General features: G+C 43.5%; 20 protein-coding genes. 9 read left to right on the forward strand and 11 right to left on the reverse strand.

Annotation, left to right across the window (positions count from 1 at the left end; genetic code table 11):
* Positions 1-169: 169 nt before the first annotated feature.
* Positions 170-1,342 (forward strand): MFS transporter, encoded by a 1,173-nt coding sequence (locus F994_RS07615; protein ID WP_004649689.1) that lies wholly within the window; start codon positions 170-172, stop codon positions 1,340-1,342.
* 54 nt (positions 1,343-1,396) lie between these two features.
* Here the strand turns inward: F994_RS07615 and F994_RS07620 are convergent, their stop codons facing one another.
* Both F994_RS07620 and dapB read right to left on the reverse strand, forming a co-directional pair.
* Positions 1,397-2,041, reverse strand: a complete 645-nt coding sequence (locus F994_RS07620) for an START domain-containing protein (RefSeq protein ID WP_004649690.1) — start codon at positions 2,039-2,041, stop codon at positions 1,397-1,399.
* Positions 2,042-2,099: 58 nt separating this feature from the next.
* A complete protein-coding gene (dapB, locus tag F994_RS07625) occupies positions 2,100-2,921 on the reverse strand; it encodes a 4-hydroxy-tetrahydrodipicolinate reductase (RefSeq protein ID WP_004649691.1) in 822 nt (273 codons plus the stop codon).
* Positions 2,922-3,212: 291 nt separating this feature from the next.
* Here dapB and F994_RS07630 point away from each other — a divergent pair, with 291 nt between their 5' ends.
* Complete coding sequence (locus F994_RS07630; protein ID WP_004649693.1) at positions 3,213-3,461, forward strand: hypothetical protein; 249 nt, start codon at positions 3,213-3,215, stop codon at positions 3,459-3,461.
* Positions 3,462-3,529: 68 nt separating this feature from the next.
* On the opposite strand, the gene dnaJ is transcribed toward F994_RS07630, so the two are convergent.
* From dnaJ to F994_RS07650, 4 genes are all read right to left on the reverse strand, one after another.
* Positions 3,530-4,648 (reverse strand): molecular chaperone DnaJ, encoded by a 1,119-nt coding sequence (dnaJ, locus tag F994_RS07635; protein ID WP_004649694.1) that lies wholly within the window; start codon positions 4,646-4,648, stop codon positions 3,530-3,532.
* Between the two features lie 106 nt (positions 4,649-4,754).
* Positions 4,755-5,132 carry a hypothetical protein gene (locus F994_RS07640; protein WP_004649695.1) on the reverse strand — a complete coding sequence of 126 codons (378 nt, stop codon included), beginning with the start codon at positions 5,130-5,132 and terminating at the stop codon, positions 4,755-4,757.
* Positions 5,133-5,265: 133 nt separating this feature from the next.
* Positions 5,266-8,400, reverse strand: a complete 3,135-nt coding sequence (locus F994_RS07645) for an efflux RND transporter permease subunit (RefSeq protein ID WP_034696924.1) — start codon at positions 8,398-8,400, stop codon at positions 5,266-5,268.
* A gap of 20 nt (positions 8,401-8,420) precedes the next feature.
* Positions 8,421-9,527 (reverse strand): efflux RND transporter periplasmic adaptor subunit, encoded by a 1,107-nt coding sequence (locus F994_RS07650; protein WP_004649698.1) that lies wholly within the window; start codon positions 9,525-9,527, stop codon positions 8,421-8,423.
* A gap of 148 nt (positions 9,528-9,675) precedes the next feature.
* Here F994_RS07650 and F994_RS07655 point away from each other — a divergent pair, with 148 nt between their 5' ends.
* The 4 genes from F994_RS07655 to F994_RS07670 all read left to right on the forward strand — a co-directional run bounded on the left by F994_RS07655 (position 9,676) and on the right by F994_RS07670 (position 15,758).
* On the forward strand, positions 9,676-10,299 hold the full coding sequence (locus tag F994_RS07655; RefSeq protein WP_004649699.1) for a TetR/AcrR family transcriptional regulator: 624 nt from the start codon (positions 9,676-9,678) through the stop codon (positions 10,297-10,299).
* A gap of 159 nt (positions 10,300-10,458) precedes the next feature.
* Positions 10,459-13,143 carry a phosphoenolpyruvate carboxylase gene (gene ppc / locus F994_RS07660; protein WP_004649700.1) on the forward strand — a complete coding sequence of 895 codons (2,685 nt, stop codon included), beginning with the start codon at positions 10,459-10,461 and terminating at the stop codon, positions 13,141-13,143.
* A 306-nt stretch (positions 13,144-13,449) separates the two neighbouring features.
* Positions 13,450-14,751, forward strand: coding sequence for a solute carrier family 23 protein (locus F994_RS07665; RefSeq protein WP_004649701.1), 1,302 nt, complete (start codon positions 13,450-13,452; stop codon positions 14,749-14,751).
* A 104-nt stretch (positions 14,752-14,855) separates the two neighbouring features.
* On the forward strand, positions 14,856-15,758 hold the full coding sequence (locus F994_RS07670; protein WP_004649702.1) for a LysR family transcriptional regulator: 903 nt from the start codon (positions 14,856-14,858) through the stop codon (positions 15,756-15,758).
* Between the two features lie 31 nt (positions 15,759-15,789).
* Here F994_RS07670 and F994_RS07675 read toward each other — a convergent pair whose 3' ends face one another.
* Positions 15,790-16,527: a sulfite exporter TauE/SafE family protein gene (locus tag F994_RS07675; RefSeq protein ID WP_004649703.1), complete on the reverse strand. Its 738-nt coding sequence runs from the start codon at positions 16,525-16,527 to the stop codon at positions 15,790-15,792.
* A 215-nt stretch (positions 16,528-16,742) separates the two neighbouring features.
* Here F994_RS07675 and F994_RS07680 point away from each other — a divergent pair, with 215 nt between their 5' ends.
* Complete coding sequence (locus F994_RS07680) at positions 16,743-18,125, forward strand: glutamine synthetase family protein (RefSeq protein ID WP_228128044.1); 1,383 nt, start codon at positions 16,743-16,745, stop codon at positions 18,123-18,125.
* A gap of 22 nt (positions 18,126-18,147) precedes the next feature.
* On the opposite strand, the gene F994_RS07685 is transcribed toward F994_RS07680, so the two are convergent.
* From F994_RS07685 to ilvD (F994_RS07700), 4 genes are all read right to left on the reverse strand, one after another.
* Positions 18,148-18,435 carry a chorismate mutase gene (locus F994_RS07685; protein ID WP_034696899.1) on the reverse strand — a complete coding sequence of 96 codons (288 nt, stop codon included), beginning with the start codon at positions 18,433-18,435 and terminating at the stop codon, positions 18,148-18,150.
* Positions 18,416-19,726, reverse strand: coding sequence for a PX domain-containing protein (locus F994_RS07690; RefSeq protein WP_004649706.1), 1,311 nt, complete (start codon positions 19,724-19,726; stop codon positions 18,416-18,418). Before F994_RS07690 ends, F994_RS07685 begins: the two co-directional genes overlap by 20 nt.
* Positions 19,727-19,797: 71 nt before the next feature.
* Positions 19,798-21,483, reverse strand: a complete 1,686-nt coding sequence (gene ilvD, locus F994_RS07695; protein ID WP_004649708.1) for a dihydroxy-acid dehydratase — start codon at positions 21,481-21,483, stop codon at positions 19,798-19,800.
* Positions 21,484-21,851: 368 nt separating this feature from the next.
* Positions 21,852-23,681 carry a dihydroxy-acid dehydratase gene (gene ilvD / locus F994_RS07700; protein WP_081399745.1) on the reverse strand — a complete coding sequence of 610 codons (1,830 nt, stop codon included), beginning with the start codon at positions 23,679-23,681 and terminating at the stop codon, positions 21,852-21,854.
* Positions 23,682-24,125: 444 nt separating this feature from the next.
* Here ilvD (F994_RS07700) and fmt point away from each other — a divergent pair, with 444 nt between their 5' ends.
* Together fmt and rsmB are read left to right on the forward strand one after the other, a co-directional pair.
* A complete protein-coding gene (gene fmt / locus F994_RS07705) occupies positions 24,126-25,085 on the forward strand; it encodes a methionyl-tRNA formyltransferase (RefSeq protein ID WP_004649710.1) in 960 nt (319 codons plus the stop codon).
* Positions 25,085-26,392, forward strand: a complete 1,308-nt coding sequence (gene rsmB / locus F994_RS07710) for a 16S rRNA (cytosine(967)-C(5))-methyltransferase RsmB (RefSeq protein ID WP_004649711.1) — start codon at positions 25,085-25,087, stop codon at positions 26,390-26,392. The genes fmt and rsmB overlap by 1 nt, the downstream gene beginning before the upstream one ends.
* The last annotated feature ends 162 nt before the right edge of the window (positions 26,393-26,554 follow it).

Raw genomic sequence — 26,554 nt, forward strand, 5'->3', positions numbered from 1 at the left:
AGTCAAGCATGAGGGTTCCCCAATCGGGTGTTATGACATTTCGCTTCGCTGGACAAACGGTGATTAATGTCATCAAGACCACATTTGCAATCAGTGACCGCCTTGTAATACTGCGCAACTTGATGCAAATGCAGCAAAAGTTGCACCGCTATGCAATGAAGGCCCACTGATGAAAATTAATTTCCCGTTACTGGCGCTTGCAATCGGTGCCTTTGCCATTGGCACCACAGAGTTTTCCCCAATGGGCTTTTTGCCCGAAATCGCTCAAGATTTTGATATTTCTATCCCACGCGCTGGCATGCTGATTAGTGCTTATGCTTTGGGGGTGATGTTAGCTGCACCGCTCATGACTTTGTGGCTGAGTCGTTACTCAAAACGTCAATCCTTAATTTTATTGATGGCTATTTTTAGCATTGGCAATATTTTGGCCATGCTCGCACCGAGTTATTTGGGGCTGATCGGTGCACGAATCATCACCAGTTTAAACCACGGCGCATTCTTCGGCATTGGTTCAGTGGTGGCTGCCAGCGTTGTACCCCAAAATAAACAAGCCAGTGCTGTCGCCATGATGTTTATGGGACTCACCATTGCCAATATTGGTGGTGTTCCCCTCGCCACTTGGGTTGGACAACATCTGGGCTGGCGCATATCTTTTCTGGGAATCTCTCTACTGGGCCTCATCACCATGTTTGCACTATGGAAAGCCTTACCTGAAGGTACAGCCAGTCATCAGCCCAATATAAAACAAGAGCTTAAAGTCTTAACCCGTTTGCCCATTGTCTTGGCATTATTGACCACGGTGATGAGTGCAGGAGCCATGTTCGCGTTATATACCTATATTGCACCCAGTTTAAAAGCCTTTATGCATGCTTCACCCGCGCAAATTACGCTGATGTTAGTTTTCATTGGTCTGGGTTTTTCAATTGGAAATTATTGCGGTGGAAAATGTGCAGATCTGTCCTTAGATAAAACCTTGATTGGTTTTTTACTGCTGCTGATGGTGATGATGTTGCTGTTCCCACTATTAGCCACCACCAGCATCGGTGCTGCACTGGCCTTAATCATTTGGGGTGCAGCGGCTTTTGCAGTCGTTCCACCACTGCAAATGCGCGTCATGTCGGTCGCCCATGATGCACCGAGTCTCGCTTCTTCGGTGAATGTGGGTGCATTTAACTTAGGCAATGCTTTGGGTGCTATTGCGGGTGCAAGTGTGCTGAATATGGGACTGAGCTATAGTGCCGTTTCATTTGTCGGAGCGGGACTGAGTCTGTTTGCACTTGTTTTACTGCTAATTCAAATGAAACTGGCCACGCAAAAAGCATTGCACTATCAACAATGCTGATCTCATGGTGGTGAGAAAAAGTCCGCAATATGCGGACTTTTTTAATTTTTAACCTTAACGCAAAGCTTCGGGCAAAGCAGGAATGCTACTCCGTTGAGCCAATTCCAGCTTCATTTTCTGGAGCATCTGATACGGTTGTTGTTGCACAAACATATTCACAAAGGTTAAAGGAATTGAGCCTTCAGGATTGGCATAACCATAGGTCGAGACTTTGACTTTATTATTGGCTAATTTTTGAAAGCTCCAATCCCCTTCATAATGAGTCAAACGGACATAATCTGGATTTTTAGCATAACCCTTATCGATGGCTTTATTTTTAATGCTAATCACGCCTTGAGCATCTTTGACCATTTTGCCTTGTACCACTAAATCTCGGTCTTTTAGTGGAAAAGGAAAGTCGAGCACCATATACAACAAAAATTCGCCTTTTTTATCATCACGTGACAGGACTTTGACACTGCCCATATACGGCACCCATTGCACCGCATGATCGACATCTAAAATCAGCCCAACGGCTTTTTCTAAAGGCGTGTCGTAGATGGTTTCCGCTTTGTATAAAAAGACGGGGTTTTGACTATTTTGATAGGTCCAAACTTTTATATTGTTTTTATTCATACTGAGCTTAGCATTATCAAGCGGTTTAGCCTGTGCTGTAGCAAACATTGCTACAGCACAAGTCATCAAGATCACTTTTTTCATTCCATTGAACTTCTTATTTTAATTTTGTTAACTTGTTATAAATGATTTTGCTGAATTTTTATACTTGAATATCATTAAAACCAAGTACATCTTTCATGTCATATTTACGTGCTTCACGGCCAACCACCCATGCAGCAGCGCGTATTGCACCCGCAGCAAAGTTCATGCGATTGGTGGCTTTGTGGGTAATTTCAACACGCTCACCATCTGCAATAAACATTGCGGTATGCTCGCCAACAATGTCACCACCACGAATGGTTTGGAAACCAATACTTTTGCGCTCACGCGGACCCGTATGACCTTCACGGCAATACACTGCATCTTCTTTAAGATCACGACCCAAAGCCCCTGCAATCGCTTCACCCATCATCAGTGCAGTACCCGATGGTGCATCGACTTTATGACGGTGATGCGCTTCAATCACTTCAATATCAACCGTGTCGCCAAAGACTTTAGAGGCAAGTTCTAGAAGTTTAATCGATACATTTACACCCACTGAATAGTTCGCGGCATACACTACAGGCGTTTGCGTTGCACTTTCATTCAGGAATGCTTTTTGTTCATCGTCCATCCCTGTGGTGCCAATCACAATCGCAACACCCGCTTCACGGCACAATTTCAAATGCTGTTGAGTCGCCACTGGTGCAGTAAAATCCACCACCACATCGCAATCTTTTAAGACATCTTGTAGCTGACCCACCACCTTGACACCCACAGCCCCAATACCTGCAAGCTCACCGGCATCTGCACCTATCAAGCTACTTTCAGGGCGTTCAACTGCGGCTGCAAGTTGATAACCGGCCTCATGAACGGCCTGAATAAGGATGCGTCCCATACGACCGCCTGCACCCAATATACCAATGCGTGGAGCTGCTGACATAACATATTCCTAATGTTGCTTCTAAATTGTCCTTACTATAGCAAAACTCTGTACAGAGACTAAGTTGCAAGGCTAAATATTTCCTCAAAAATAGATCAATTCAGCCGACTGATTTTGAAATCCATACTCAATTCAATGCAGCAAGCGTGGCATACACGCAAACAAATTAGGTAGACAAATTGCAACCTGAAAAATAAATGCTTTGGGCTGCTTATTTTCATCTGATTGTAAACATCGCGACGCAGACTACGCATCACGAATGATAAAAAGATGAATTATAAGGAGATCAGGATGCATTCGAAAAAAATCGCGTTAACTGTTTTTATGGCAACCCTCGTGACCACAGCGTGGGCAGAACCGGCAATTCAAGCGGGAGATACGGTAGAAAGCTTGTCGCAAGTCAAAATTAGTGTTCAGACCCGTAGCACTACAGCCACTCAAGCGGACAATACTCAGGCAACCACCAAGCAAGCATCGACTGACGAAGCAGCGGCGCAAATGGTCGATGTGAATGCCATTGATCAGCCCATCATTGAATAACCGATGAAGCGGGCATAAAAAAAGGGGAATATTGAATATTCCCCTTTTTTACATCTTGATGATTTGAATTAATCAAACAAACCAAAGAATGATTTTTTCTTCGGTGATGATTTATTGTCATCGCCGTCCATGGTGTCTTGCAATTCTTTTAATAACTCACGTTGACGTGCGGTTAAATTCACCGGTGTTTCAACCACAACGCGGCAGAGTAAATCACCTTGCATACTGGTACGTACAGGTTTAACCCCTTTACCACGTAAGCGGAACATTTTGCCGGTTTGAGTTCCCTCAGGAATTTTCAAACTCACGCGGCCTTCCAGTGTTGGAATTTCAATTTCTTTACCCAACGCAGCATCAGCAATGCTGACTGGCACGTCCATATAGAGGTCTGCGCCATCACGTTGGAAAATTTCGTGTTCACGGACCACAACTTCGACGTACAAATCACCAGACTGGCCATCACGAATGGCTTCGCCTTTACCGGTTAAACGGACGCGGTCACCATTGTCTACGCCAGAAGGAATCGTTACTTCAAGCGTTTGTTGACGATCAGACACACCCGAACCATGACATTTCGTACATGGGTTCTTAATGATAGTACCTTGACCACGACAGCTGCCACAGGTTTGCTGCACCGAGAAGAAACCCTGTTGCATACGCACTTGGCCAGCACCATGACAGGTCGGACAAGTTTGAACATCTTTCGGATTTTTTGAACCTTTACCATCACAGACATCACACGGTGCTGGTGCAGTAAAGGTAATGGTTTTTTTCACGCCCTTAACCGCTTCTTCAAGGGTCAGTTCCATCACATAGCGAAGGTCCGAGCCACGACGTGCGCGTTGTTGACCACGTCCACCGCCGCCACCAAACGCACCACCGAAGATATCGCCAAATTGGCTAAAAATATCTTCTGCGCTGAAACCACCACCAAAGCCGCCACCGCCGCCGCCCATACCACCTTCAAAGGCACTGTGCCCCATACGGTCATACATACTGCGTTTTTCGCCATCCGATAAAACTTCATAAGCTTCAGCAGCTTCTTTAAATTTATCTTCAGCTTCAGGGTTGTCTGGGTTACGATCTGGATGATATTTCATCGCCAACTTACGGTAGGCTTTTTTAATTTCATCATCACTAGCGGTTTTAGCGACGCCCAAAACCTCATAATAATCACGTTTAGCCATGTCTGGCGATGCTCCTCACGGAATTTCATTAATACTTAACTGTGGACTGAAATTGGGGGTCAATCCAAATTTTACAAGGGGGACAGTGTAAAAAAGTTGAGTTCGATTAGAAAACAGCTTTATTTTTAACAAAGCGAGACAGACCTTTCAGCCACGCATTGAGCAAAAACAAAAAGGCGATCAGTGAGAATACCACACCGGCAACGGTACAACCGGTGACCCAAAGTGCGCTATTCCAATAAAAGAAAATGAGTGGAATAAACCACAGTGCAGCGAAACAAACCAAAATGGCATAAATCACAATATTACGCATGACCCACAAGGCTTGAGCTTGCAACCAGACTTCCACATCGTCTACTTGTGTGATTTTACGCGCATACCAGTATGCAAATACACCACTAATCACAGTAAATAAAGCGAAAAACATGAAGACATAAGAAATCGCAATGGAACGGCGAAGTCGGCTTAAGTTGTCTTGCTTCATGTGCATTTTAACCCCATTTACTGCACGCTTAGTTTTTTAATCTGCAGTAAATTGCTTTAGAGAAATGTATAACAATGTAAGGTGCTACTATATTGAAATTTTCAATATTTCGCACCTCATTATTGTCACAAATTTAGTGACTCTCGGTATTTTTTCTCACTTTAAAGCATTGTGCATACAATGCGGGTAAGAAGAACAGCGTCAACAGGGTCGCGACAATCAATCCACCCATAATCGCAACAGCCATTGGGCCAAAGAAAATACTGCTCGATAACGGAATCATGGCCAAAACTGCTGCCAATGCAGTCAGTACAATCGGGCGACAACGGCGTGCTGTCGCATCAATAATGGCCGACCAAGGATCCTGCCCCGCTTGAATATCCTGTTCAATCTGATCAATCAAAATTAAGGAATTGCGCATAATCATGCCCGACAATGCAATCGTTCCTAACATCGCCACAAAACCAAAAGGTTTGTTGAACAATAACAAGAACAGCACCACACCAATTAAGCCTAAAGGTGCAGTCAATAACACAATCATGGCACGTGACATGCTCTTGAGCTGAATCATCAACAACGTCATCACCACAGCCAAGAAAAAGGGCATACCGGCATTGACAGAGCTTTGCCCACGGGCCGACTCTTCAACCGTTCCACCCACTTCAACCAAATAACCACTGGGCAATTCAGCACGCAATTGCTCCATTTTTTCAGCCAATTCCCCCACCACGGTCGCAGGTTGTAATTTGCTGCGAATATCCGCCCGTACCGTAATGGTCGGTAAGCGGTTACGATGCCAAATCAAACCATCTTCAAAGCTATATTCAATTTTAGCGATTTGCGCCAACGGTATAGAAGCCCCATTGGCAGTCGGTACGGCTAAGCTGGATAATGATCCAACATCGACTCGTTCAGCTTGGTCACCACGCAAACGAATTTCAATCAATTCACGCTTCTCACGGTATTGATTAATGGTGGCGCCACTAATTGAACTATTGAGGAAGTTTGCCAAATCCAGACTGGACACCCCCATTTGACGGGCACGATCTTGATCAATATTTAAATGAATGATTTTACTTGGCTCACCCCAATCCAAATGCACGTTGCTGGTATTTGGATTATCGCCAATTACGGCTGCAACTTTGTGTGCCCATTGACGGACTAAATTCAAATCTTCACCTGAAACACGGTATTGCAATGGATAACCCACCGGTGGGCCATTTTCTAATAACGATACGCGCGTCCGAACATCCGGCAGTAATTTACGAATTTCTTGATCTAAGGATTGGCGAATTTCATCACGGTCATCTAAAGATGAAGCCAACACCACAAATTGAGCAAAACTGGCCTGTGGCAACTGTTGATCGAGCGGTAAATAGAAACGGGTTGAACCTGTGCCAACATACGCCACATAGTTATCAATGCCATGCTTGGTCGACAAGAATTTTTCGACCTTCTTCACTGCATTTTCGGTTGAAGTTAAAGATGCGCCTTCTTCTAGCTTTAAATCGACCAGAATTTCTGCACGGTTCGATGCTGGAAAGAACTGTTGCGGCACCATTTTAAACATCAAGACCGACAACACAAAAATACCCACGGTGGTCGCAATCACTGTTTTACGATAGGTAATACAAGTATTCACCCACCCTCTAAACGTTTGATAAAACTTGGTTTGATAAGGATCATGCTGTTCACCGACATGCTGCAACACAGGTTTGGGTTCAGGTTGCTTGCGTAGACGTGCCCATAAACGCTGATACCACGGTGCTTTTTGCGGTAAATTGTTAAAATCGGGCAGTAATTTGTCGCCTAAATACGGCACAAAAAGAACGGCGGCAAACCATGACACAATCAGGGCAATGGTCACCACTTGGAAAATTGAACGTGTGTATTCACCTGTACTCGAGGCTGCGGTGGCAATCGGCAAGAAGCCTGCTGCGGTAATTAAGGTTCCGGTCAGCATCGGAAAAGCCGTGGTTTTCCAGGTAAATCCGGCGGCCTCTAAACGGCTATAACCCTGCTCCATCTTAATCGCCATCATTTCAATGGCGATAATGGCGTCATCCACCAATAACCCAAGTGCTAAAATGAGCGCACCCAATGAAATTTTATGTAGCCCCACATCAAATAAATGCATGCCTGCAAAGGTCATGGCAAGCACCAGTGGAATTGAAAATGCCACCACTAAACCGGTACGGAAACCCAGTGAGAAGAAGCTGACCAATAACACGATAATCACCGCTTCGGCCAATACCTTCATGAATTCATTAACACTGCGTTTTACCGCCACAGGCTGATCAGACACTTTTTTCAGTTGCATGCCTAAGGGCAAAGATTTTTGTAATTGAGCAAACTCAGTTTCTAAGTTTTTACCCAGCGCCAGAATGTCTCCACCTTTACGCATGGAGACGGCAATGCCAATACCATTTTCACCCATAAAACGCATCCGCGGCTGCGCGGGTTCACTAAAGCCACGATAGACCTCAGCAACATCGCCCAATTGAATGGTTTTTCCGGCCACCAAAAGCGGCATTTTTTTCAGTTCCTCGACACTTTGCAACTGACCACTGACACGCATTTGAATACGGTCTGTGCCAGTTTCAAAGAATCCTGCACTGGCCACCGCATTTTGTTGTTGCAATGCTTGTTGAATTTCCGTCACTGGAATACCCAGTTGCGTGGCTTTGGTGTTGGAGAGTTCAATCCAGATTTTTTGGTCTTGCAAGCCAACCAAATTAACCTTACCGACATCTTTAACCCGTTGCAGTTGTAACTGTAAACGGTCGGCATATTCTTTTAATATGCCGTAGTCAAAATCTTTGCCGGTTAAAACGTAGATATTACCGAAAGTATCGCCAAACTCATCATTAAAGAAAGGCCCTTGTACACCACTGGGCAGTTGCTGTTTGATATCGCCGACTTTTTTCCGGACTTGATACCACACATCTGGAATTTGACTTGAGCGTAATGAATCTTTCGCAACAAAGGTCACCATCGACTCACCGGGACGCGAATACGCCATGATCCGTTCATAATTGCCCGTGCTCATGAGTTCTTTTTCAATACGGTCGGTGACCTGTAATGACACTTCTTTGGCTGTTGCACCCGGCCAATAGGTTTGAATCACCATCACCTTAAAAGTAAAAGGTGGATCTTCACTTTGTGCAAGTTTGGAATAAGACACGATTCCAACGATTGCCAACAGCAACATAAAATAAAGAATTAAGCCTTTATTTTTCAGTGCCCATTCCGACAAGTTATAGTTCAGGGTTGCCTTGTGGTCTGGCTTCATGATGGTGCTCCTGCCTGAATTTTCACAGTACGGTTTTCACGGTCAATCGGCTGGATTTTTTGTTTTTCACGCAATAGATGCACACCACCAATCACCACATAATCCGTAGCATTTAAACCCGATAATACTGGCACGCTATCACGCCCATAAGCGCCTAAACTGACGGGTACTTTATGAATGCTCTGGTCTGGTTTCACCACCCAAACATAGGCTTGTTGACCATTGGCAGAAACACTCGATAATGGCACGCTCAAAACATTCTGTTGTATTTTATTAAAAAATACGCGTGCACTTTGCCCCAGTTGAATGGCAGCATTGCCTTCACGCAAAGCCACTTTGACACTAAAGGTGCGCGATTGATCGGCTGCGGGTGAAATTTCACGCACATAGGCTGCAAATTTATCTTCAGGTTTTGACCATAAAGTAATCCATGCCGTTTGACCGACTTTAATCTCTGCAATGGCTTGTTCAGGCACACCAATCACCACGTCACGATCCCCGGCAATCGCCACTTGATAAGCAGCTTGTCCGGCAGCAATCACCTGTCCGACTTCAATATTTCGTGCGGTAATCACGCCATTTTTATTTGCCAGCAATTGGTTATAACCGGTTTGATTACGACTGACTTCATAATTGGATTGCGCTTGCTTTAAGGCCGACAGAGCTGATTTATATTGATTATCTACTGCATCGTATTGCGAACGGCTGACCGCATTAATAGGCAGCAATTGCTTAAAGCGTTTCAGTTCATCTTCTGCATTTTTTGCCGCAGATTGAGCATTTTCCAGTTGAGCATTCGCCGCATTGAGTTGTAGTTGTGCATCCTGAACATCCAGTTTTGCCAGCACTTGCCCAACCTTGACTTGATCACCAACATCGACATAACGTTCAACAATTTGTCCCCCCACCCGAAACGCTAAAGCGGTTTGTTGGCGTGCTTGTACATCTCCGGCATAGCTTTTTTGTTCGTTATGGGTACTATTGGGCTGAGTCACCATGACAAATGGGACGGATTCTGTTTCGGCTACATCCTTGCTGCATCCCCATAAGGTCACACTGCAAACGATGATCATACTGGCAACAACGGTCTTACTTATGCTCATGAAGTTCGCTCTTATTTAAAAATGATTTTTAAGGCAAAATAAGGAGTATCTTAAATTGATTATTTTTTAATTAATATACCCATCGGTACATTAATTATAACTTGAAGGTCAAATCAATGACCTTTCTTGATTTTTTTTGGAAAAAATTGTGCAAACACATGTCGGTCGCCCGAAAGACTTAGAAAAACGTCAGCAAATTTTAACTGCGGCAAAATGCGTATTTTTAAAATGTGGTTATCATGGCTCAAGCATGAATCAAATTGCGCAAGAAGCAGGGGTCACTAAACTGACCATCTACAATCACTTTCAAGATAAAGCCAATTTATTTACCTGTGCAATTGAAAAAACCTGCGAAGAATCCATCAGCACGCGCCCAGTAACATTATCTGCGGACAGTGATTTTAAAAAAGAATTTACACAAATCTGTGCATTAGCACTGAATATTGTCAATTTACCCGAAGCGATTAAATTAGAACTGTTATTACTGGAACTAGCGGCTGAACAAAATCCACTGGCACAAAAATTTTACGATGCATCCCATCTTCGCATGAATGCAATCTGGGAAGACTTTTTTCAACAAGCGATTACGCTCGGTTTTATTCGCACTGAAAACTTAAAAACCCTCACTTTGCTGATTTTATCGTTATTACTCGGGATGCGTCATCATGAAGTCCTGCTGGGTATTCGTGCCGTTCCGACTCTAGACGAAAAACAGCAGATTATTTTCGCCAGTATTGATCTATTTCTGATGAAATATAGTACGGCGCAGTAATATTAAGATTCTAAATAACGCAATAGAACAGGTTCAGGCATACTCATAGCAGTAGATTGCGGATTAATTCAGCAAAATGTGCCCTACTTTTGTCTGCCCCTACTAGGAATGTAGGCATTTCACGATATAGTCGAAAGAACAAGAATCGGAGAGTGAAAAATGATTCAACAAATTGATGCTCCACTGCGTGAAGATGTACGCTTACTGGGTAATCTTTTGGGGGAAACCTTAAAGGAACATGCAGGACAAGATTTGTTTAATCAGGTCGAACAAATTCGTGCGCTGTCAAAGGGCGCTCGGGATGGTCAGGTTGAAGCAGAAAAACAACTGGAACAGCTGTTCTTTAGTTTAGAAGATGATGAAATTCTGCCGCTCACGCGTGCCTTTACCCATTTTCTGAATTTTGCCAATATTGCCGAACAATACAATGTGGTTCGCAGTCGGCGTAAAAGTGAATTTGATGAACATGCACCATCACCCAATCCACTCGATCATCTGTTCCAAAAATTCAAAGACCATGACATTTCATCAGATACGCTCTTTCAGCAAATTTGTGAACTGAACATTGAATTGGTACTGACTGCGCATCCCACTGAAGTTAGCCGTCGCACCTTAATTCAAAAATATGATGGCATTAATGAGTGCCTGTTTAAAGCAGATCAACAAAAACTCACGCCGCGCGAACGTAAAGCAATCTTAGAAGAATTAAAACAACTGGTTTGTTCTGCATGGCAAACCGATGAGATTCGTCAACATCGTCCAACGCCTGTCGATGAAGCAAAATGGGGCTTTACCACCATAGAACAAACGCTGTGGAATGCGGTGCCCAAGTTTATTCGTGAACTGGATGAAATGGTGCAAGACCACTGCGGTCAACGTTTACCTTTGACTATTGCACCGATTCGGTTTGCCTCTTGGATGGGCGGTGACCGTGATGGTAACCCGAATGTGACCCATAACATTACCCAAGAAGTGCTTTGGCTGTCACGCTGGAAAGCAGCGGATTTGTACTTACGTGACATTGAAGCTTTACGTTGGGAACTGTCGATTCAAAACTGTAGCGATGAATTGATACAGGCACTGGGACACAAACACCCTGAACCGTACCGTGAGTATTTACGTGATACGCGCGAACGCTTAAAAGCCACGCACTACTGGTTGGCGCAAAAACTGCAAGGACTTGAGGCCGATGACAGTTTGGTCATCAAAAGCAAAGATGAATTATTACAGCCTTTATTACTCTGCTACCGTTCATTAATTGCCAGTAACTTGCCTGAAATTGCCAATGGCAAACTGCTCGATTTTATTCATCGGGTCAATTGTTTTGGCATTGAACTGCTCAAACTGGATATTCGTCAGGAGTCGGGTCGTCATCGCCAAGCGATTTCAGCCATTACCGAATATTTAGGTTTAGGCAATTTTGAAACATGGACCGAACAAGCGCGCCAGAATTTCTTATTGCAAGAATTACAAAGCAAACGTCCATTACTGCCGAAACATTTAAATGAGCCAAAACAAAGCCTGATTGAACATCCCGATGTGCAAGAAGTGTTTGCCACCATGCGCACTTTGGCCGAACAGCCTGAAGAAAGTTTAGGCGCCTATATTATTTCCATGGCGGAATATCCAAGTGATGTTTTGGCGGTGTTATTGCTACAAAAAGAAGCCGGCATTAAACATCCACTTCGCGTTGTGCCTTTGTTTGAAACCCTAAAAGACTTAGATGGCGCAGCCGACACCATGAACACCTTGTTCAATATGCATTGGTACAAACAGCATATTCAAGGCAAACATGAAGTCATGATTGGCTACTCAGACTCGGCCAAAGACGCGGGCTTTATGTCGGCCAACTGGGCGCAATATCGTGCACAGGAAGAACTTACCGCTGTAGCGCAAAAACATGCGGTACAATTGACCCTGTTTCATGGTCGCGGCGGGTCGATTAGTCGCGGCGGTGCACCAACTCAACAGGCGTTATTTTCCCAGCCGCCGGGGTCTATTTCCGGTGCGATTCGCGTCACCGAACAAGGCGAAATGATTCGCTTTAAGTTTGGACTTGAAGGCATTGCACTGCAAAATTTAGAAATTTATACCGCAGCGACTTTGGAAGCGACCTTACTGCCGCCACCGGTGCCTAAAGATGAATGGCGTGACTTGATGCATCGCATGACCGATTTATCGGTACAGGTGTATCGTGAAACCGTACGTGAAAATCCACATTTTGTAAAATACCTGCGTACCGTCACCCCTGAACTTGAATTACAAATGTTACCGCTCGGTTCGCGCCCAGCCAAACGCAAAGTCAGTGGCGGGATTGAATCCTTACGTGCCATTCCTTGGGTTTTTGCTTGGACACAAATTCGCTTAATGCTGCCGGCTTGGCTCGGGACAGGTGCAGCGATTAATCAAGTACTTGATCAAGGGCAAAAACCCTTGCTTGATGAAATGTTGCAACAATGGCCCTATTTCCAAACCCTAATTGATATGTTGGAAATGGTATTGTCTAAAGCCGATAGTCATGTTGCCTTATATTACGAATCGCATTTAACAGATGATGAAGATTTAAAAATATTGGGCGAACAACTGCGTCAACGCTTAAAAGATGCCGTACAAACCTTATTGGCATTAAAAGGCGAATCGCAACTGCTCAGTAGCAATGATGTACTGGATCAATCCATGAAAGTGCGCAAACCTTATTTGCTACCGCTACATTTATTGCAAGCTGAACTGATGAAACGTCGTCGTCGCTATTTGGCAGAACGTCAGGCAGAACATACCCCTGTCGATCACGCACTGATGGTCAGCATTGCCGGAATTGCAGCAGGATTACGTAATACCGGTTAAGCCTTCAAAGCTCTCTAACTCAGAAAAGCACATCTTTGGATGTGCTTTTTATCTTTCAGTAGCAATTGGCAAAATAAATCATCTTTTTTGATAAACATCATAAAAAAAATTATTCATTATTCCAACGCAAGTCAGCCAAATTAATTGCATGATTTAACTTTAATTTTAAGTAAAAAAACATTTACCAATTGGTAAAATACCTAAAAAAGTCAGCAGATTAATTTTAATAAAAGTAGAGTGGCATAGCTTAAATCTTACAAAAACAAGAGTATGATGTGCTCAATTTGTTTTTAGAGTGCTCATTTTATGTCCAATTGGTTCCCCAACTGGCGCCCATATGAAGGCAGTATCGATGCCCGTCCTGTAGGTACAAATGAATACCTCCCTCCTGCACAAAGCGTTGTGTTGGGCATACAGCATGCCTTTGCCATGTTTGGTGCAACAGTCCTTGCACCCTTCTTGATGGGTTTTGACCCCAATCTGGCCATTTTAATGTCAGGGATTTGTACCATCCTGTTTTTCTTGGTTACGGGTGGTCGTGTACCGAGTTATTTAGGTTCCAGTTTTGCCTTTATTGGCGTGGTGATTGCAGCCACCGGTTATGCGGCTTCAGGCACAGGCGCACCAAATGCCAATATTGCTTTAGCTGCTGGCGGCATCATGGCGTGTGGCGTGTTATATGCCATTTTTGGTTTTATTGTCATGGCCACAGGCACCAACTGGATTGAAAAACTCATGCCTCCAGTGGTTACGGGTGCAGTGGTCATGATTATCGGTTTAAACCTTGCACCTGTAACGGTTAAAGGTGTGGCTGGTAATAACTTTAATATGTGGATGTCACTGGTCACTGTACTGTGTATGGGGTCAATTGCCGTATTCAGCAAAGGTTTATTACAGCGCCTGTTATTATTGGTTGGGTTATTGCTTGCTTACTTGATCTATTACATTGTTGCAAATGTCATGGGGTATGGTAGCGCCATTAATTTCACCCCGATTCAACAAGCGTCATGGTTTGGTGTTCCCACTTTCCATTCACCTGTATTTGATTTTAATGCCATGCTGATTATTGCGCCGATTGCATTAATTTTAGTGGCTGAAAATTTAGGCCATATTAAAGCAGTCAGTGCCATGACTGGTGAAAATCTGGATCCACAGATTGGTAAAGCCTTCGTGGCCGATGGTATTGCAACCACCTTATCTGGTGGTGTCGGTGCGCCGGGTATGACGACTTATGGTGAAAATATTGGTGTCATGGCAGTGACCCGTGTGTATTCCACCATTGTCTTTGTGATTGCTGGTGTATTCGCAATTTTCTTAGGTCTTTCACCAAAATTTGGTGCGGTGATTCACACCATTCCAACCGCAATTTTAACCGGTGCTTCAATTGTGGTCTTCGGTTTAATTACCATTGCCGGTGCGAAAATCTGGATTGAAAATAAAGTCGATTTCTCAAAAAACAAAAATTTAATGGTGGCTGCGGTAACCATTATTTTAGGTACGGGTGACTTTGCCCTGCAATTTGGTAACTTCAACCTTGGTGGTATTGGTACGGCAACTTTTGCAGCACTCATTCTAAACTGGTTCTTTAGCTTGGCCGATAAATCATAACGATAAATCTCCATTTTTAGGCAGCCGACAGGCTGCTTTTTTTATGTTTGATCTTGAGCAAATTTGAGTATGATGAGATCAATTTCACTGAGATAACACAGCGCATGCGCCTCGACTTTTTTGACCTGCAACTGTTCTTAAATATTGTCGACACAGGCAGTCTCACCAAAGGTGCTGAGCGCTCGGCTCTTTCTGTACAAGCCGCCAGTGAACGGATTAAAAAACTCGAACAACAGTTTTTGGTCAATTTATTTACTCGCCATGCCTCTGGGGTCAAGTTGACCATTGCAGGACAAACTTTTGCCGAACAGGCGCAGTTAATGATCCAGCAAAGTCATCAGTTACAACAGGTTATGGCAGTGTATGCCGAAGGCATACCTTCACAAATCACCCTGTGGTGCAATTCATCTGCCCAAAGTGAATATCTGCCTTTATTATTACCGCCCTATCTGGTCGAAAATCCGAATATACAGATTGATTTAAAAGAAGCGGAAAGCAATGACATTATTCAAAGCTTAGACAAAGGCACGGCGCAATTGGGCTTAATCTCAAGCTTTTTTAATTCAGAACATTTACAAACTTTAGAATTTAGCGATGACCCCTTAGTGTTAATTTGCCCCATCCAACATGAATTAAAGCACAAAACCCAGTTGCCACTGGCAGAGGTGATCCATTATCCCTTTGTCGGTTTAATGCCCTATCACTCCCTCCAACAATCCATTGAAACCCAAGCCAAATTATTAGGTTATGCCATTCAGTATCGTTTACGCTTACCCAATTTTGCCGCAATTGCACAAGTGGTTGCCAATGGTGTCGGCATTGCCATTATCCCGAAACGGGCAGCACACCGTTTAAATTCTACTTACCCATTACATCACATTGAATTAACCGGAGAATGGGCGAACCGGAAGCTGTTATTGGCAGCAAAGAACTTTGACCAGCTGCCTATTGCCTATCAGCATTTCAGTCAGTTTTTACTGTCGAAAAAGTCTAAATCATCTATTTAGACGACTTGCTTAACTTTTTAGGCAGGCCGTTTTAAATCACGCCAAACTGATGCAGCACCATGTAGCCACCAAAAATGACCAAGCCACAAAAGAACACTTTACGGAATTTTTGCTCAGGAATACGATAACGGATTTTGGTTCCTAACCACATGCCCACGAGTGCAGGGAATAATGCAATCAAGGCCATTTTATAGTCGAATGACATAGCTTCGATGCGGTTTTGCTGTAAAAATACAGCCAAGCAAAGGGTTGAAACTGTAAAAGCCAAACCTAAAGATTGCACCAGATCATCACGTTTTAAATGTAAGGATTGCAAAAAAGGCACCACGGGAATCACGATTACACCCGTTGCCACCGTTAATGCCCCTCCTAAATAGCCCATCACAGGAGATAAGTATTTTTCATAGGGTGCCAAGTTGGGCATGTTTTTAGCAAATAGACCGTACAGACCATATAGCGTGAGCATACCTCCCAGCAAGGCTTCACTTTGGAATTCACCATGTCCTAAAGTCGGGAACACACTCCAGATCGAACCCACGATAATACCGATCAATAACGACCAGAAACGGCGAACCAATCGTAGAACATGCCCTTCTGCAAACAGTTGCCAGACATTGGTGACCATTGAAGGAACAATCAGTAAAGTTGCAGCTTGAAAAGGACTGATAAAAAGCGTGAGTAAGCCCATAGCAACAGCGGGTAAACCTAAACCAATGGTTCCTTTGATCATCCCTGCAAGCGCAAATACTCCAATTACAAACCCAACCATATGCGCTGCACTCTTTAAACTGTGAACGCTATGCTAGATGAAGCGTGCTAAGAGGAAAATCATTGTTTTTGGAAGGCAGCTTCAATCTTTGCTTGAGGCTATCCGCCATATTTCTATATTTTGATGGTGAAAAAATTTACGCTCTTTTTACGTTACTGTTGAGATCAATATTTCTATACTTTTTTGATCTCTACAGCGATGTTAAAAATATGAATATGCCGCTTTATCATCCAGCTTCAAGTTCAACCAATACGCTTTATTTGGAATCTAAAGATGCTGATCAATTCTTATTGGAAGTGGAGCAATATTTAAAGCAATACCCTGCGACCGAGCATATTGATATTTGCCTGCATGATTTAAATGGACATCTGCGTGGTAAAAGAATTGATATCAAAAGCCTGAAAAATCTCTCTAAAGGTTGTTATTTTCCGTTATCGGTTTACGCCATGAGTTTAGAAGGCAAAGTGATTGAAGAAAGTGGACTTGGAAAATATATTGGGGAACCAGACCAGCTTTGCTTACCCATTTTAGGCTCTTTACGTCCTTGCGCAAACCAATCTGAAAAACATGCGCAACTCTATTTAAGCATGAAATCTGACAATGGTGCAGACTGCAAATTTGAACCCAGAAATATCTTAAAAAGAATCCTGTTAAGCTTAAATCAAATGAATTATTTCCCCGTTATGGCAGGAGAAATCGAGTTTTATTTATATACCCAACCAAGCCATCCCGAACACAAAGCGGAGCAAACGCAATGTTTTGATGTCGATGCTCCCAACCGTTATCAAACGGTGTTAGAAAACATTGAAATCGAAGCTAAAAAACAAAATATCCAGATCACTGCCATTGTTGCAGAGAGTTCATCGGGTCAATTCGAAATTAACCTGCAACATCGTGCCGATATCTTAAAACTCTGTGATGAGATAATGGCTATTAAACGCATTGTGAAACAGAGTGCCAATATGCATGGTCTAAATGCCAGCTTTATGGCCAAACCCAATATGTCGAGTGCGGGTAGCGGCTTGCACTTTCACATGAGCCTTTTAAATCAATTTCAACAAAATATCTGTGCAACGGATGAGCTTAAAAAGCCCAATCAACGCATGGGGCAAGTGATTGCTGGTCTGCTTCAGTTAATGCCTGCATCGATGGCCATTCTGGCGCCGAATATTAATTCTTTTCGCCGCTTTCAATTTGCGCATCATGTGCCTTTAGAAGCCAATTGGGGCGTGAATAATCGCAATGTGGCTATTCGACTGCCCTGTGCAGATCCAGAAAATTGTCGTTTAGAATATCGGGTTGCAGGTGCCGATGCGAATCCCTATTTATGTATTAGTGTGATCTTAATTGGTGTGTTACATGGCTTAACCCATGATGCACTTCAATTACCCAAAGCCAGCCATGAAATGAAAGCGCATGATGCAAGAACATTATTGCCCAATCATCAACTCGAAGCGTTAAAACGCTTTGAAAAAAATGCAGTACTTAAACAATATTTAGGTGCCGATTTTATGCAATTATGGGTGGCTTGCAAAAAATATGAATACCAATTGGTCAGCAATACAATTACTGACTTAGAATTACAATGGGGACTGTAAAAACGCGATTTCAATAATCCGTTTAAGGGCGAATTTCTTTCAATTCCCTTTGAATAAAACGTTGGATCATTTCTCGATATAAGTGTTCAACCAAATCTGGATCTGTTCCCAATGCAATGGCTTGGGTACGGACCTTGTTAATCACTTGCTCGACGCGCTCGGGTGATTGCACATCTTGCACGCTATTCTTAAAACGGACAGCTTGATCCACATAAAATTGACGTGTGGCAATGATTTCAATCAGTGCCGTATCAAGGACATCAATCTTTTCACGCGCTTGTTCTAAAGACTCACATTTTTCTTTCTTCATCGTTGCTATCATCATTTTCACTTTTATATTGGTCTTCTAAAACATTACTAAAAATACTTTCAATCATCCAGACTCGATACAAACTATTAAAGACATAACTTTGACCATCAATACGTAGTTCAAGTACCGGAAAATCAGGCTGTGATTTCATTTCACAGAGTATGTCATTTTCTTGCAGTTTGGCAGTAATATCTTCATGGGTTAATTCATTAATCTCTAAATCACGCTTAAGCTGTTCAAAATGTGCTTTGAACGACATGTCCTGCCCTTTGGTCCATACCGCTTGTAAAATGCGATACATCGCCTCAACCCGTTGCTCTTCAGGCACACTATAAAACAGCCGTGCCATGTCACAGGTTGCAGACTGGGTAGGACGGCAAAATGGAGTAAAGGTCACTTCTGTACGTTTGGAAAGACGCGTCGCCAGACTCCAATCAAATAAGTCACGTCCATGATAAGAAAGCGGATAGACATTCAGGTGAATATTATAATAATTGGCCAATTCTTCTTTAATATACGCCAACAATAGCCATGAAATCGGATCTTCCAGTGCAATATATAAATCCAATTCAGGGTCTAAGGCCTGAATTTCATTCAGTTCCTCGGCATCGCTAATCAGATGTTCACGCCAATCAATATGATTAATCAAAAAGATAGGATTTCCCGTTAATTGTTTTTGCTGTTTTAAACGGCGCACCAAGCGCAGTAAATCATCAACCGCATGATATTTACGATCACTCAATTCAAAATAACTGGCCAGTACAGCATCATCGTTAAAAATACGTTCTGGAAAATCTTGCGCTGGATGATGTCGACTGGCCATGGCATATAAAGTGCGTAATTTTCCATACTGTTTTTGCCACAGTATGTGAAATACATCTTCCAGTAAATACAGGAAATCTTGTCCACGGAGTGGCGTGTTGCGAAGGATGGTTTCTGCTTGTTGGATGGCTTCAGTGGGCGGTTGTTCGGGGGTCTCATGAAAACTAAAACGGTGCTGTTTCGATAAAATTTTCGCATCGTTTAAGCAGTAGTTTTGCCACTCCACCTGTGACATATCATTAGGAGGCTCTGCCTTTTGGCTGGAAATGATCACTTTTAAAGGTTTGAGTTCATCACTCAAAATTTCCTCAAGCTCAGGTAACTGCTGTACAGCCAAATAGCTATACACATCATCTAAACGCAAGTGAATAGTTAAACCGTGTTCCGTAGATAATACCACTTGACGCATCGGCTTTTGGTAAAACCAGCGCGATCGAAGTGGATCAAACCAACGGCGTAACAGTGACATGAGATAAACCTCGAAAAAAAAACCCTTGTAGTGCTACAAGGGTTTATAACAATTTGTTAGAGAATGATCAATTATACATCTAAATTTAGATCCGTAACTGCCCCTTTTTCCGCCCCTGTGGTCAATTTAGCAAACTTGGCTAAAGCACCATAGGTATAATTAGGTTTTGGTTTTACCCAAGCGGCTTTACGCGCGGCCATTTCCGCATCAGAAATATGTAAAGTCATTTCACGGGTTTCGGCATTAATCGAAATTTTGTCACCATTTTTGACCAATCCAATCGGTCCACCTTCATAGGCTTCAGGCGTGACATGACCAATCACAAAACCGTGACTGCCACCAGAGAAACGACCATCGGTCAGCAATGCCACAGATTTACCTAATCCTTTACCAATAATCGCCGAAGTTGGTTTCAGCATTTCTGGCATACCCGGCCCACCTTTAGGACCTTCACCGCGAATTACCACCACTTCGCCTTCTTGTACTTCACCATCCAAAATCCCACGCATAGCGCCAATTTCGCCTTCAAATACCCGTGCAGGACCTTCAAAATATAAACCTTCTTTACCAGTAATTTTAGCCACGGCACCTGTAGGGGATAAGTTGCCTTTCAACACCACAAGGTGCGAGTCTTTTTTAATCGGGGCATCAAAAGGTAAAATAATCTGCTGACCTGCGGGATAATCTTCCACATCGGCCAAGTTTTCCGCCAAGGTTTTGCCCGTCACGGTTAAACATGAGCCATCAAGCATTCCTGCATCTAACATACGCTTCATTAACGGTTGAATGCCACCAATGGCAATCAGTTCAGACATCAAATATTTGCCTGATGGGCGAACATCCGCCAGCACTGGAATATATTGACCAATACGGACAAAATCATCCAGTGTGAGTTCAACGCCTGCGGTATGTGCCATCGCAAGCATATGCAGCACCCCATTGGTCGAACCACCCAGCGCAATCAGCACTTTAATCGAGTTCTCAAATGCCGCTTTGGTCATAATGTCGCGCGGCTTGATATCCAGACGTAATAGGTTCATGACCGCCTCACCAGCACGCAGACAGTCGATTTTTTTCTCGTCGGAAACAGCTTCTTGCGCAGATGAACCCGGTAGGCTCATACCGAGTGCTTCAATCGCCGATGCCATCGAGTTCGCGGTATACATCCCGCCACAAGAACCCGGTCCCGGTAATGCCACCTCTTCAATTTGCTTGACTTGAATGGCGCTGATTTCACCTTTGGCATGCTGCCCAACCGCTTCAAACACAGAAATCATGTCGGTATGACCTGCGCCCGGTTTAATGGTTCCACCATAAATAAACAGACCCGGACGGTTTAAACGCGCCAAGCCCATAATGCAGCCCGGCATGTTTTTGTCACAACCACCAATGGCAATCACCCCATCATAGGCCTGACAGCCCACCACGGCTTCAATCGAATCGGCAATAATTTCACGAGAAACCAACGAGTATTTCATCCCTTCGGTGCCGTTCGAGATCCCGTCAGAAATGGTAATGGTATTAAAGATAATGCCCTTACCGCCTGCGGCATTCACACCCTTTTCAGTTTCACGTGCCAAACCATCGATGTGCATATTACAGGGCGTGACATTGGCCCAAGTCGAGGCAATGCCAATAAAGGCACGCTGAAAATCTGCATCTTTAAAACCGGTAGCACGCATCATGGAACGTGCTGGGGCATTTTCTATGCCTTCATAAACAGGGGCTGAATGTTCGCGGATATTGTCTTTACTCATGAAGCGCTCCGTGGCTTAGACTCATTCTGATTTAAATGAAGTCATGGCGAATTATTATTCTTTTGATTGTATAGAAAGCAGCTAGTATGTAAACGTCTAACGCTGCTTCAGCAAATTTATCTTTTAAAGCCGTTGCACTGAAATTTAATCACATGACCAAGCGACATGGATGTCGCTGTTGCCCTATGCAGCAAGGATGCTGCATTAGGGCAACAAAGCGTTTTGTTACTTTTGCGCTGTCAAAAGTAAGGAAGTATCTATGCATTACCATTTTTAAATCTCAAAGCAAAATGTGATCGTGACATTTTCTAGCAACATTAAAAAAGCACCCCATTTGGAGTGCTTTTTTCAATCGGTAAAACTACACATTAGATGTCACGTACCGCACCTTTCGAAGCACTGGTGGTGTGCTTGGCATAGGCTCTCAATGCTTTAGACACTTTACGTGGACGTGCTTCAGCAGGCTGCCAACCTTTGGCTTCTTGCACTTCACGGCGCGCTGCCATGGTGGCTTCATCCACAGCAAGGTGAATGGTACGGTTTGGAATATCAATTTCGATACGGTCGCCATCTTCAACCAAACCAATTGCACCACCTTCAGCCGCTTCAGGCGAAACGTGACCAATAGAAAGACCTGATGAACCGCCAGAGAAACGACCATCGGTGAGTAAAGCACAGTCTTTACCCAAACCTTTTGATTTTAAGTAACTGGTTGGATAGAGCATTTCTTGCATCCCCGGCCCACCGCGTGGCCCTTCATAACGAATGACAACCACGTCGCCTGCAACAATGTTGCCCGCTAAAATTGATTCTACCGCAGCATCTTGGCTTTCAAAAACCCGTGCTGTTCCATTAAATTTAAGAATAGAATCATCTACCCCTGCTGTTTTCACAATACAACCATCGAGTGCGATGTTGCCGTAAAGTACCGCCAAACCACCATCTTGCGAGAAGGCATTGGCTGCATTACGAATCACACCCGATTCACGGTTACCATCCAAAGTTTGGTAATAACGGTTTTGTGAAAATGCGGTTTGCGTTGGTACACCACCCGGTGCTGAACGGAAAAACTCATACACGTCTGCATCTTCAGTACGGATGATGTCCCATTTGTCCAAGGCATCTTTTAAGGTTTTTTCATGTACCGTTGGTACTGAGGTATCCAATAGACCTGCACGGTCTAATTCGCCCAAAATCGACATGATCCCGCCGGCACGATGCACGTCTTCCATATGCACGTCTTGTTTTGCCGGTGCAACTTTACACAGCACAGGAACTTTACGCGAAAGACGATCAATATCGGTCATGGTAAAATCAACACCCGCTTCATGCGCAGCTGCCAATAAATGCAATACCGTATTGGTTGAACCGCCCATCGATACATCAAGGGTCATGGCATTTTCAAAAGCCGCTTTGGTGGCAATTGAACGCGGTAAAATGCTGTAGTCATCTTGTTCATAATGACGTTTTGCCAGTTCTACAATCAACTGACCTGCACGTTCGAATAATTTTTGACGATTCGCATGGGTTGCTAAAGTTGAACCATTGCCCGGTAAAGATAAACCTAAAGCTTCGGTCAAGCAGTTCATTGAGTTAGCTGTAAACATGCCTGAACATGAACCACAAGTTGGACATGCAGAGCGTTCATACTCAGCCACTTCTTCATCAGTAAAGCTGTCATCTGCGGCCACAATCATGGCATCAACCAAATCGATGGCTTTTTCATTGCCACGGATTTTAACTTTACCGGCTTCCATTGGGCCGCCAGAAACAAAAACCACTGGAATATCGAGGCGCATCGCCGCCATCAACATGCCCGGAGTGATTTTGTCACAGTTGGAAATACAGACCATGGCATCGGCACAATGCGCATTGACCATATATTCAACCGAGTCCGCAATCAAATCACGTGAAGGCAATGAATACAGCATGCCGTCATGCCCCATCGCAATACCATCATCCACCGCAATGGTGTTGAATTCTTTGGCTACGCCACCTGAAGCTTCAATTTGTCTTGCGACCAGTTGACCTAAATCTTTCAGATGTACATGACCCGGAACAAATTGGGTAAAGGAGTTGACCACCGCAATAATCGGTTTACCAAAATCTTCATCTTTCATGCCTGTCGCGCGCCATAAGCCACGTGCGCCAGCCATATTTCTTCCGTGTGTCGATGTTTTTGAACGATAGTCAGGCATTGTGTATTTCCAACAAAGTTTGTGCTCGAAATGAATTCTACGATTCACTCTGGCTGAATGATACTGATATATAACGCTAAAGCAGTCGAAATATAGACCCATCCTATAGCCTGTTTTTAGCCAAGTCCTATAGCGATGATGTCTTATGCGATAAATCTAGTGATATTTCGACAATTTATATCAAAAAAATAGCTACTAGAAACTAATATAACGCTATCACATCGATTTAAATACAAAACTTTCATGAATAATATTTAAATTTTATATAAATTAAATTTATTAATAACAATTAAATCAAGCACGGCTATTAAGGTGTTCATGCTGATTAATTTCAGTTTTTTACAGTTCAAGAACGCGTTTTACAGCTATTTTTGATTCTGATCAAGATATGCATTTTCAGTTTGCTATAATAAGAAAACATTTTACGAATTGAGCCAAATAAAGTTGAAAATCATCTTTGCGGGTACTCCTGAATTTGCAGCAGTCGCTTTAGACGCACTTCTCAAAACAGAACATGAAATTGTCGCTGTTTATACCCAACCTGACCGCAAAGCAGGTCGTGGGCAAAAATTAACGGCATCGGCAGTGAAACAATTGGCTTTAGCCCACAACATTCCGGTTTATCAGCCGCTGCATTTTAAATCCTCTACTGAAGAAGGCTTAGCAGCACAAGCTGAACTCAAAGCCTTAAATGCGGATGTGATGGTGGTGGCTGCTTATGGCTTAATCTTGCCGCAAGTGGTTTTAGACACGCCGAAATATGGCTGTCTCAATATTCATGGTTCACTGCTTCCACGCTGGCGTGGTGCAGCACCCATTCAGCGTGCCATTGCTACAGGTGATCGCGAAACGGGTGTGACCATCATGAAAATGGCGGCAGGCTTAGACACAGGCGATATGATGTATAAAACCTTGTGTCCGATTGAAGCCACCGATACTTCTGCCAGCCTACATGACAAATTGGCCATTCAAGGTGCAACCGCCATTGTGGCGGTGTTAGAATCGACAGAAAAATTACAACACTATTTAGCAACACGTGAAGTGCAAGACGAAGCACTCACAGTCTATGCGCATAAATTATCCAAAGCTGAAGCACAAATTGATTGGTCTTTAGACGCCGTACAGATTGACCGTAATATCCGTGCTTTTAATCCTTGGCCTGTGGCATTTATCGCACTGGATGAGCAAAATAACTTAAGAGTCTGGAATTCGGTCTTATCGCATGAAACCACGGAAAATGCCCAAGTCGGTGAAATTATTGCCATTGATAAACACGGTGTACATGTGGCCTGTGCAAATCATACAGTCATCACGCTAACTGCTTTACAATGGCCGGGTGGTAAACCGCTTAATGCCGTACAAATTTTACAAACCCAAAAACTGAATATTGGACAAATTTTATAATGAGACAATCTCCCCATGCCTCTGGTAAGACTTTAAACTTACGTGCTCAGGTTGTTAAAACGTTATTGGCTGTCCAAAATGGTCAATCACTGGCATCGGTGCTTCAGCAACACATGGCGATTGTGTCTGACAAAGACCGTGCCTTGTACCATGAATTAGTTCTTGGCTGTTTACGCCAATGGCATGCGCTCAAACAAGTGACTTTACCGTTGTTGACTAAACCACTGGAAAACCAAGTCGTTGAAACCTGTTTATACGTTGGCTTATACCAATTGCTGTGTACCCGCGTTGCAGCCCATGCCGCTATTTCTGAAACGGTAGAAGCAGCCAAACAACTGGGTATGGAAAGCTTAAGTGGTGTAGTCAATGCCATTTTGCGCCGCGCAACACGTGAAACAGAACAGTTCTACGATGTTCTAGAACAAGCATCGAATTTGCCAAGCTGGTTAGCAAAACGTTTGAAAAAAGACTGGGGCGAGCAACTGGCTGAAATCAGCTACGAGCTGAAACAAGTTGCACCCTTAACCTTGCGCGTCAACACCTTACAAGTCAGCCGTGACGAATATCTTGAAATTTTAGAAGATGAAGGCATTGAAGCACACGCGTGTGAACTTTCGAATGTCGGTATTGTGCTAGATGAAAGTCTTCATGTCCCAAGCCTTCCCGGTTTTGAAGCGGGTGGTTTTTCAGTACAAGATGAACATGCGCAACTCTGTGCAACCTTGTTACCCGACTTGAATGGCAAATTCGTGATTGATGCCTGTGCAGCACCCGGCGGTAAAACCGCACATATTTTAGAGAAATATCAGCCGAAAAAACTGATCGCGCTCGACCAAGATGAAAAACGTTTAAAACGTGTGTCTGAAAACTTAGAACGTTTGGCTTTAAGCGAAAAGCATGTTGAAATTATCACTGCCGATGCTGTGAAATGGACGTCGCCTGAACTTGCGGATTGTATCGTTCTGGATGCACCTTGTTCAGCGATTGGTGTGATCCGTCGCCATCCCGATATTCGCTTACTGCGTCAATCTGGCGACATTGCCAAAACGGTACAGCTGCAAAAGCAAATTCTTGAAAATATGTGGCAACAACTCAAAGTGGGCGGCACATTGCTGTATATCACCTGCTCCATTTTAAAAGCAGAAAATGAACAGCAAATGGTCGACTTCTTTGCCCAACATGCCGATGCGAAAGAAATTAAAATTGATGCCGATTGGGGCATTGAGCAGATTCATGGTCGCCAATTACTACCACAGGTAGGGCGTGGCGATGGTTTCTTCTATTGCCGTATTCAAAAAACTGCATAAGCCTTAAAGATAGTGTGCCATTCTGAAATAGAGTGAGCATATGTGCATGGAAACCGAGTTAAGCCATTAACTCGGTTTTTTCTTTTTTATAACTTTTGGCTGATCTTAATTAAGGTTGACACTAAGTTTTCAATTTAGTAGCGCAAAATTATAAATACTTGA

Source organism: Acinetobacter bohemicus ANC 3994 (genome assembly GCF_000367925.1).
GTDB lineage: Bacteria > Pseudomonadota > Gammaproteobacteria > Pseudomonadales > Moraxellaceae > Acinetobacter > Acinetobacter bohemicus.

What these genes read in the sequence shown, in the direction of transcription:
- F994_RS07690 (WP_004649706.1), bottom strand. Translation starts at nt 19,726, where the DNA reads ATGTCACTGTTACGCCGTTGGTTTGATCCACTTCGATCGCGCTGGTTT.
- F994_RS07675 (WP_004649703.1), bottom strand. Translation starts at nt 16,527, where the DNA reads ATGGTTGGGTTTGTAATTGGAGTATTTGCGCTTGCAGGGATGATCAAA.
- F994_RS07670 (WP_004649702.1), top strand. Translation starts at nt 14,856, where the DNA reads ATGCGCCTCGACTTTTTTGACCTGCAACTGTTCTTAAATATTGTCGAC.
- F994_RS07615 (WP_004649689.1), top strand. Translation starts at nt 170, where the DNA reads ATGAAAATTAATTTCCCGTTACTGGCGCTTGCAATCGGTGCCTTTGCC.
- rsmB (WP_004649711.1), top strand. Translation starts at nt 25,085, where the DNA reads ATGAGACAATCTCCCCATGCCTCTGGTAAGACTTTAAACTTACGTGCT.
- dnaJ (WP_004649694.1), bottom strand. Translation starts at nt 4,648, where the DNA reads ATGGCTAAACGTGATTATTATGAGGTTTTGGGCGTCGCTAAAACCGCT.
- F994_RS07620 (WP_004649690.1), bottom strand. Translation starts at nt 2,041, where the DNA reads ATGAAAAAAGTGATCTTGATGACTTGTGCTGTAGCAATGTTTGCTACA.
- F994_RS07630 (WP_004649693.1), top strand. Translation starts at nt 3,213, where the DNA reads ATGCATTCGAAAAAAATCGCGTTAACTGTTTTTATGGCAACCCTCGTG.
- dapB (WP_004649691.1), bottom strand. Translation starts at nt 2,921, where the DNA reads ATGTCAGCAGCTCCACGCATTGGTATATTGGGTGCAGGCGGTCGTATG.
- F994_RS07650 (WP_004649698.1), bottom strand. Translation starts at nt 9,527, where the DNA reads ATGAGCATAAGTAAGACCGTTGTTGCCAGTATGATCATCGTTTGCAGT.
- ilvD (WP_081399745.1), bottom strand. Translation starts at nt 23,681, where the DNA reads ATGCCTGACTATCGTTCAAAAACATCGACACACGGAAGAAATATGGCT.
- F994_RS07665 (WP_004649701.1), top strand. Translation starts at nt 13,450, where the DNA reads ATGTCCAATTGGTTCCCCAACTGGCGCCCATATGAAGGCAGTATCGAT.
- F994_RS07685 (WP_034696899.1), bottom strand. Translation starts at nt 18,435, where the DNA reads ATGAAGAAAGAAAAATGTGAGTCTTTAGAACAAGCGCGTGAAAAGATT.
- F994_RS07640 (WP_004649695.1), bottom strand. Translation starts at nt 5,132, where the DNA reads ATGAAGCAAGACAACTTAAGCCGACTTCGCCGTTCCATTGCGATTTCT.
- F994_RS07680 (WP_228128044.1), top strand. Translation starts at nt 16,743, where the DNA reads ATGCCGCTTTATCATCCAGCTTCAAGTTCAACCAATACGCTTTATTTG.
- ilvD (WP_004649708.1), bottom strand. Translation starts at nt 21,483, where the DNA reads ATGAGTAAAGACAATATCCGCGAACATTCAGCCCCTGTTTATGAAGGC.
- ppc (WP_004649700.1), top strand. Translation starts at nt 10,459, where the DNA reads ATGATTCAACAAATTGATGCTCCACTGCGTGAAGATGTACGCTTACTG.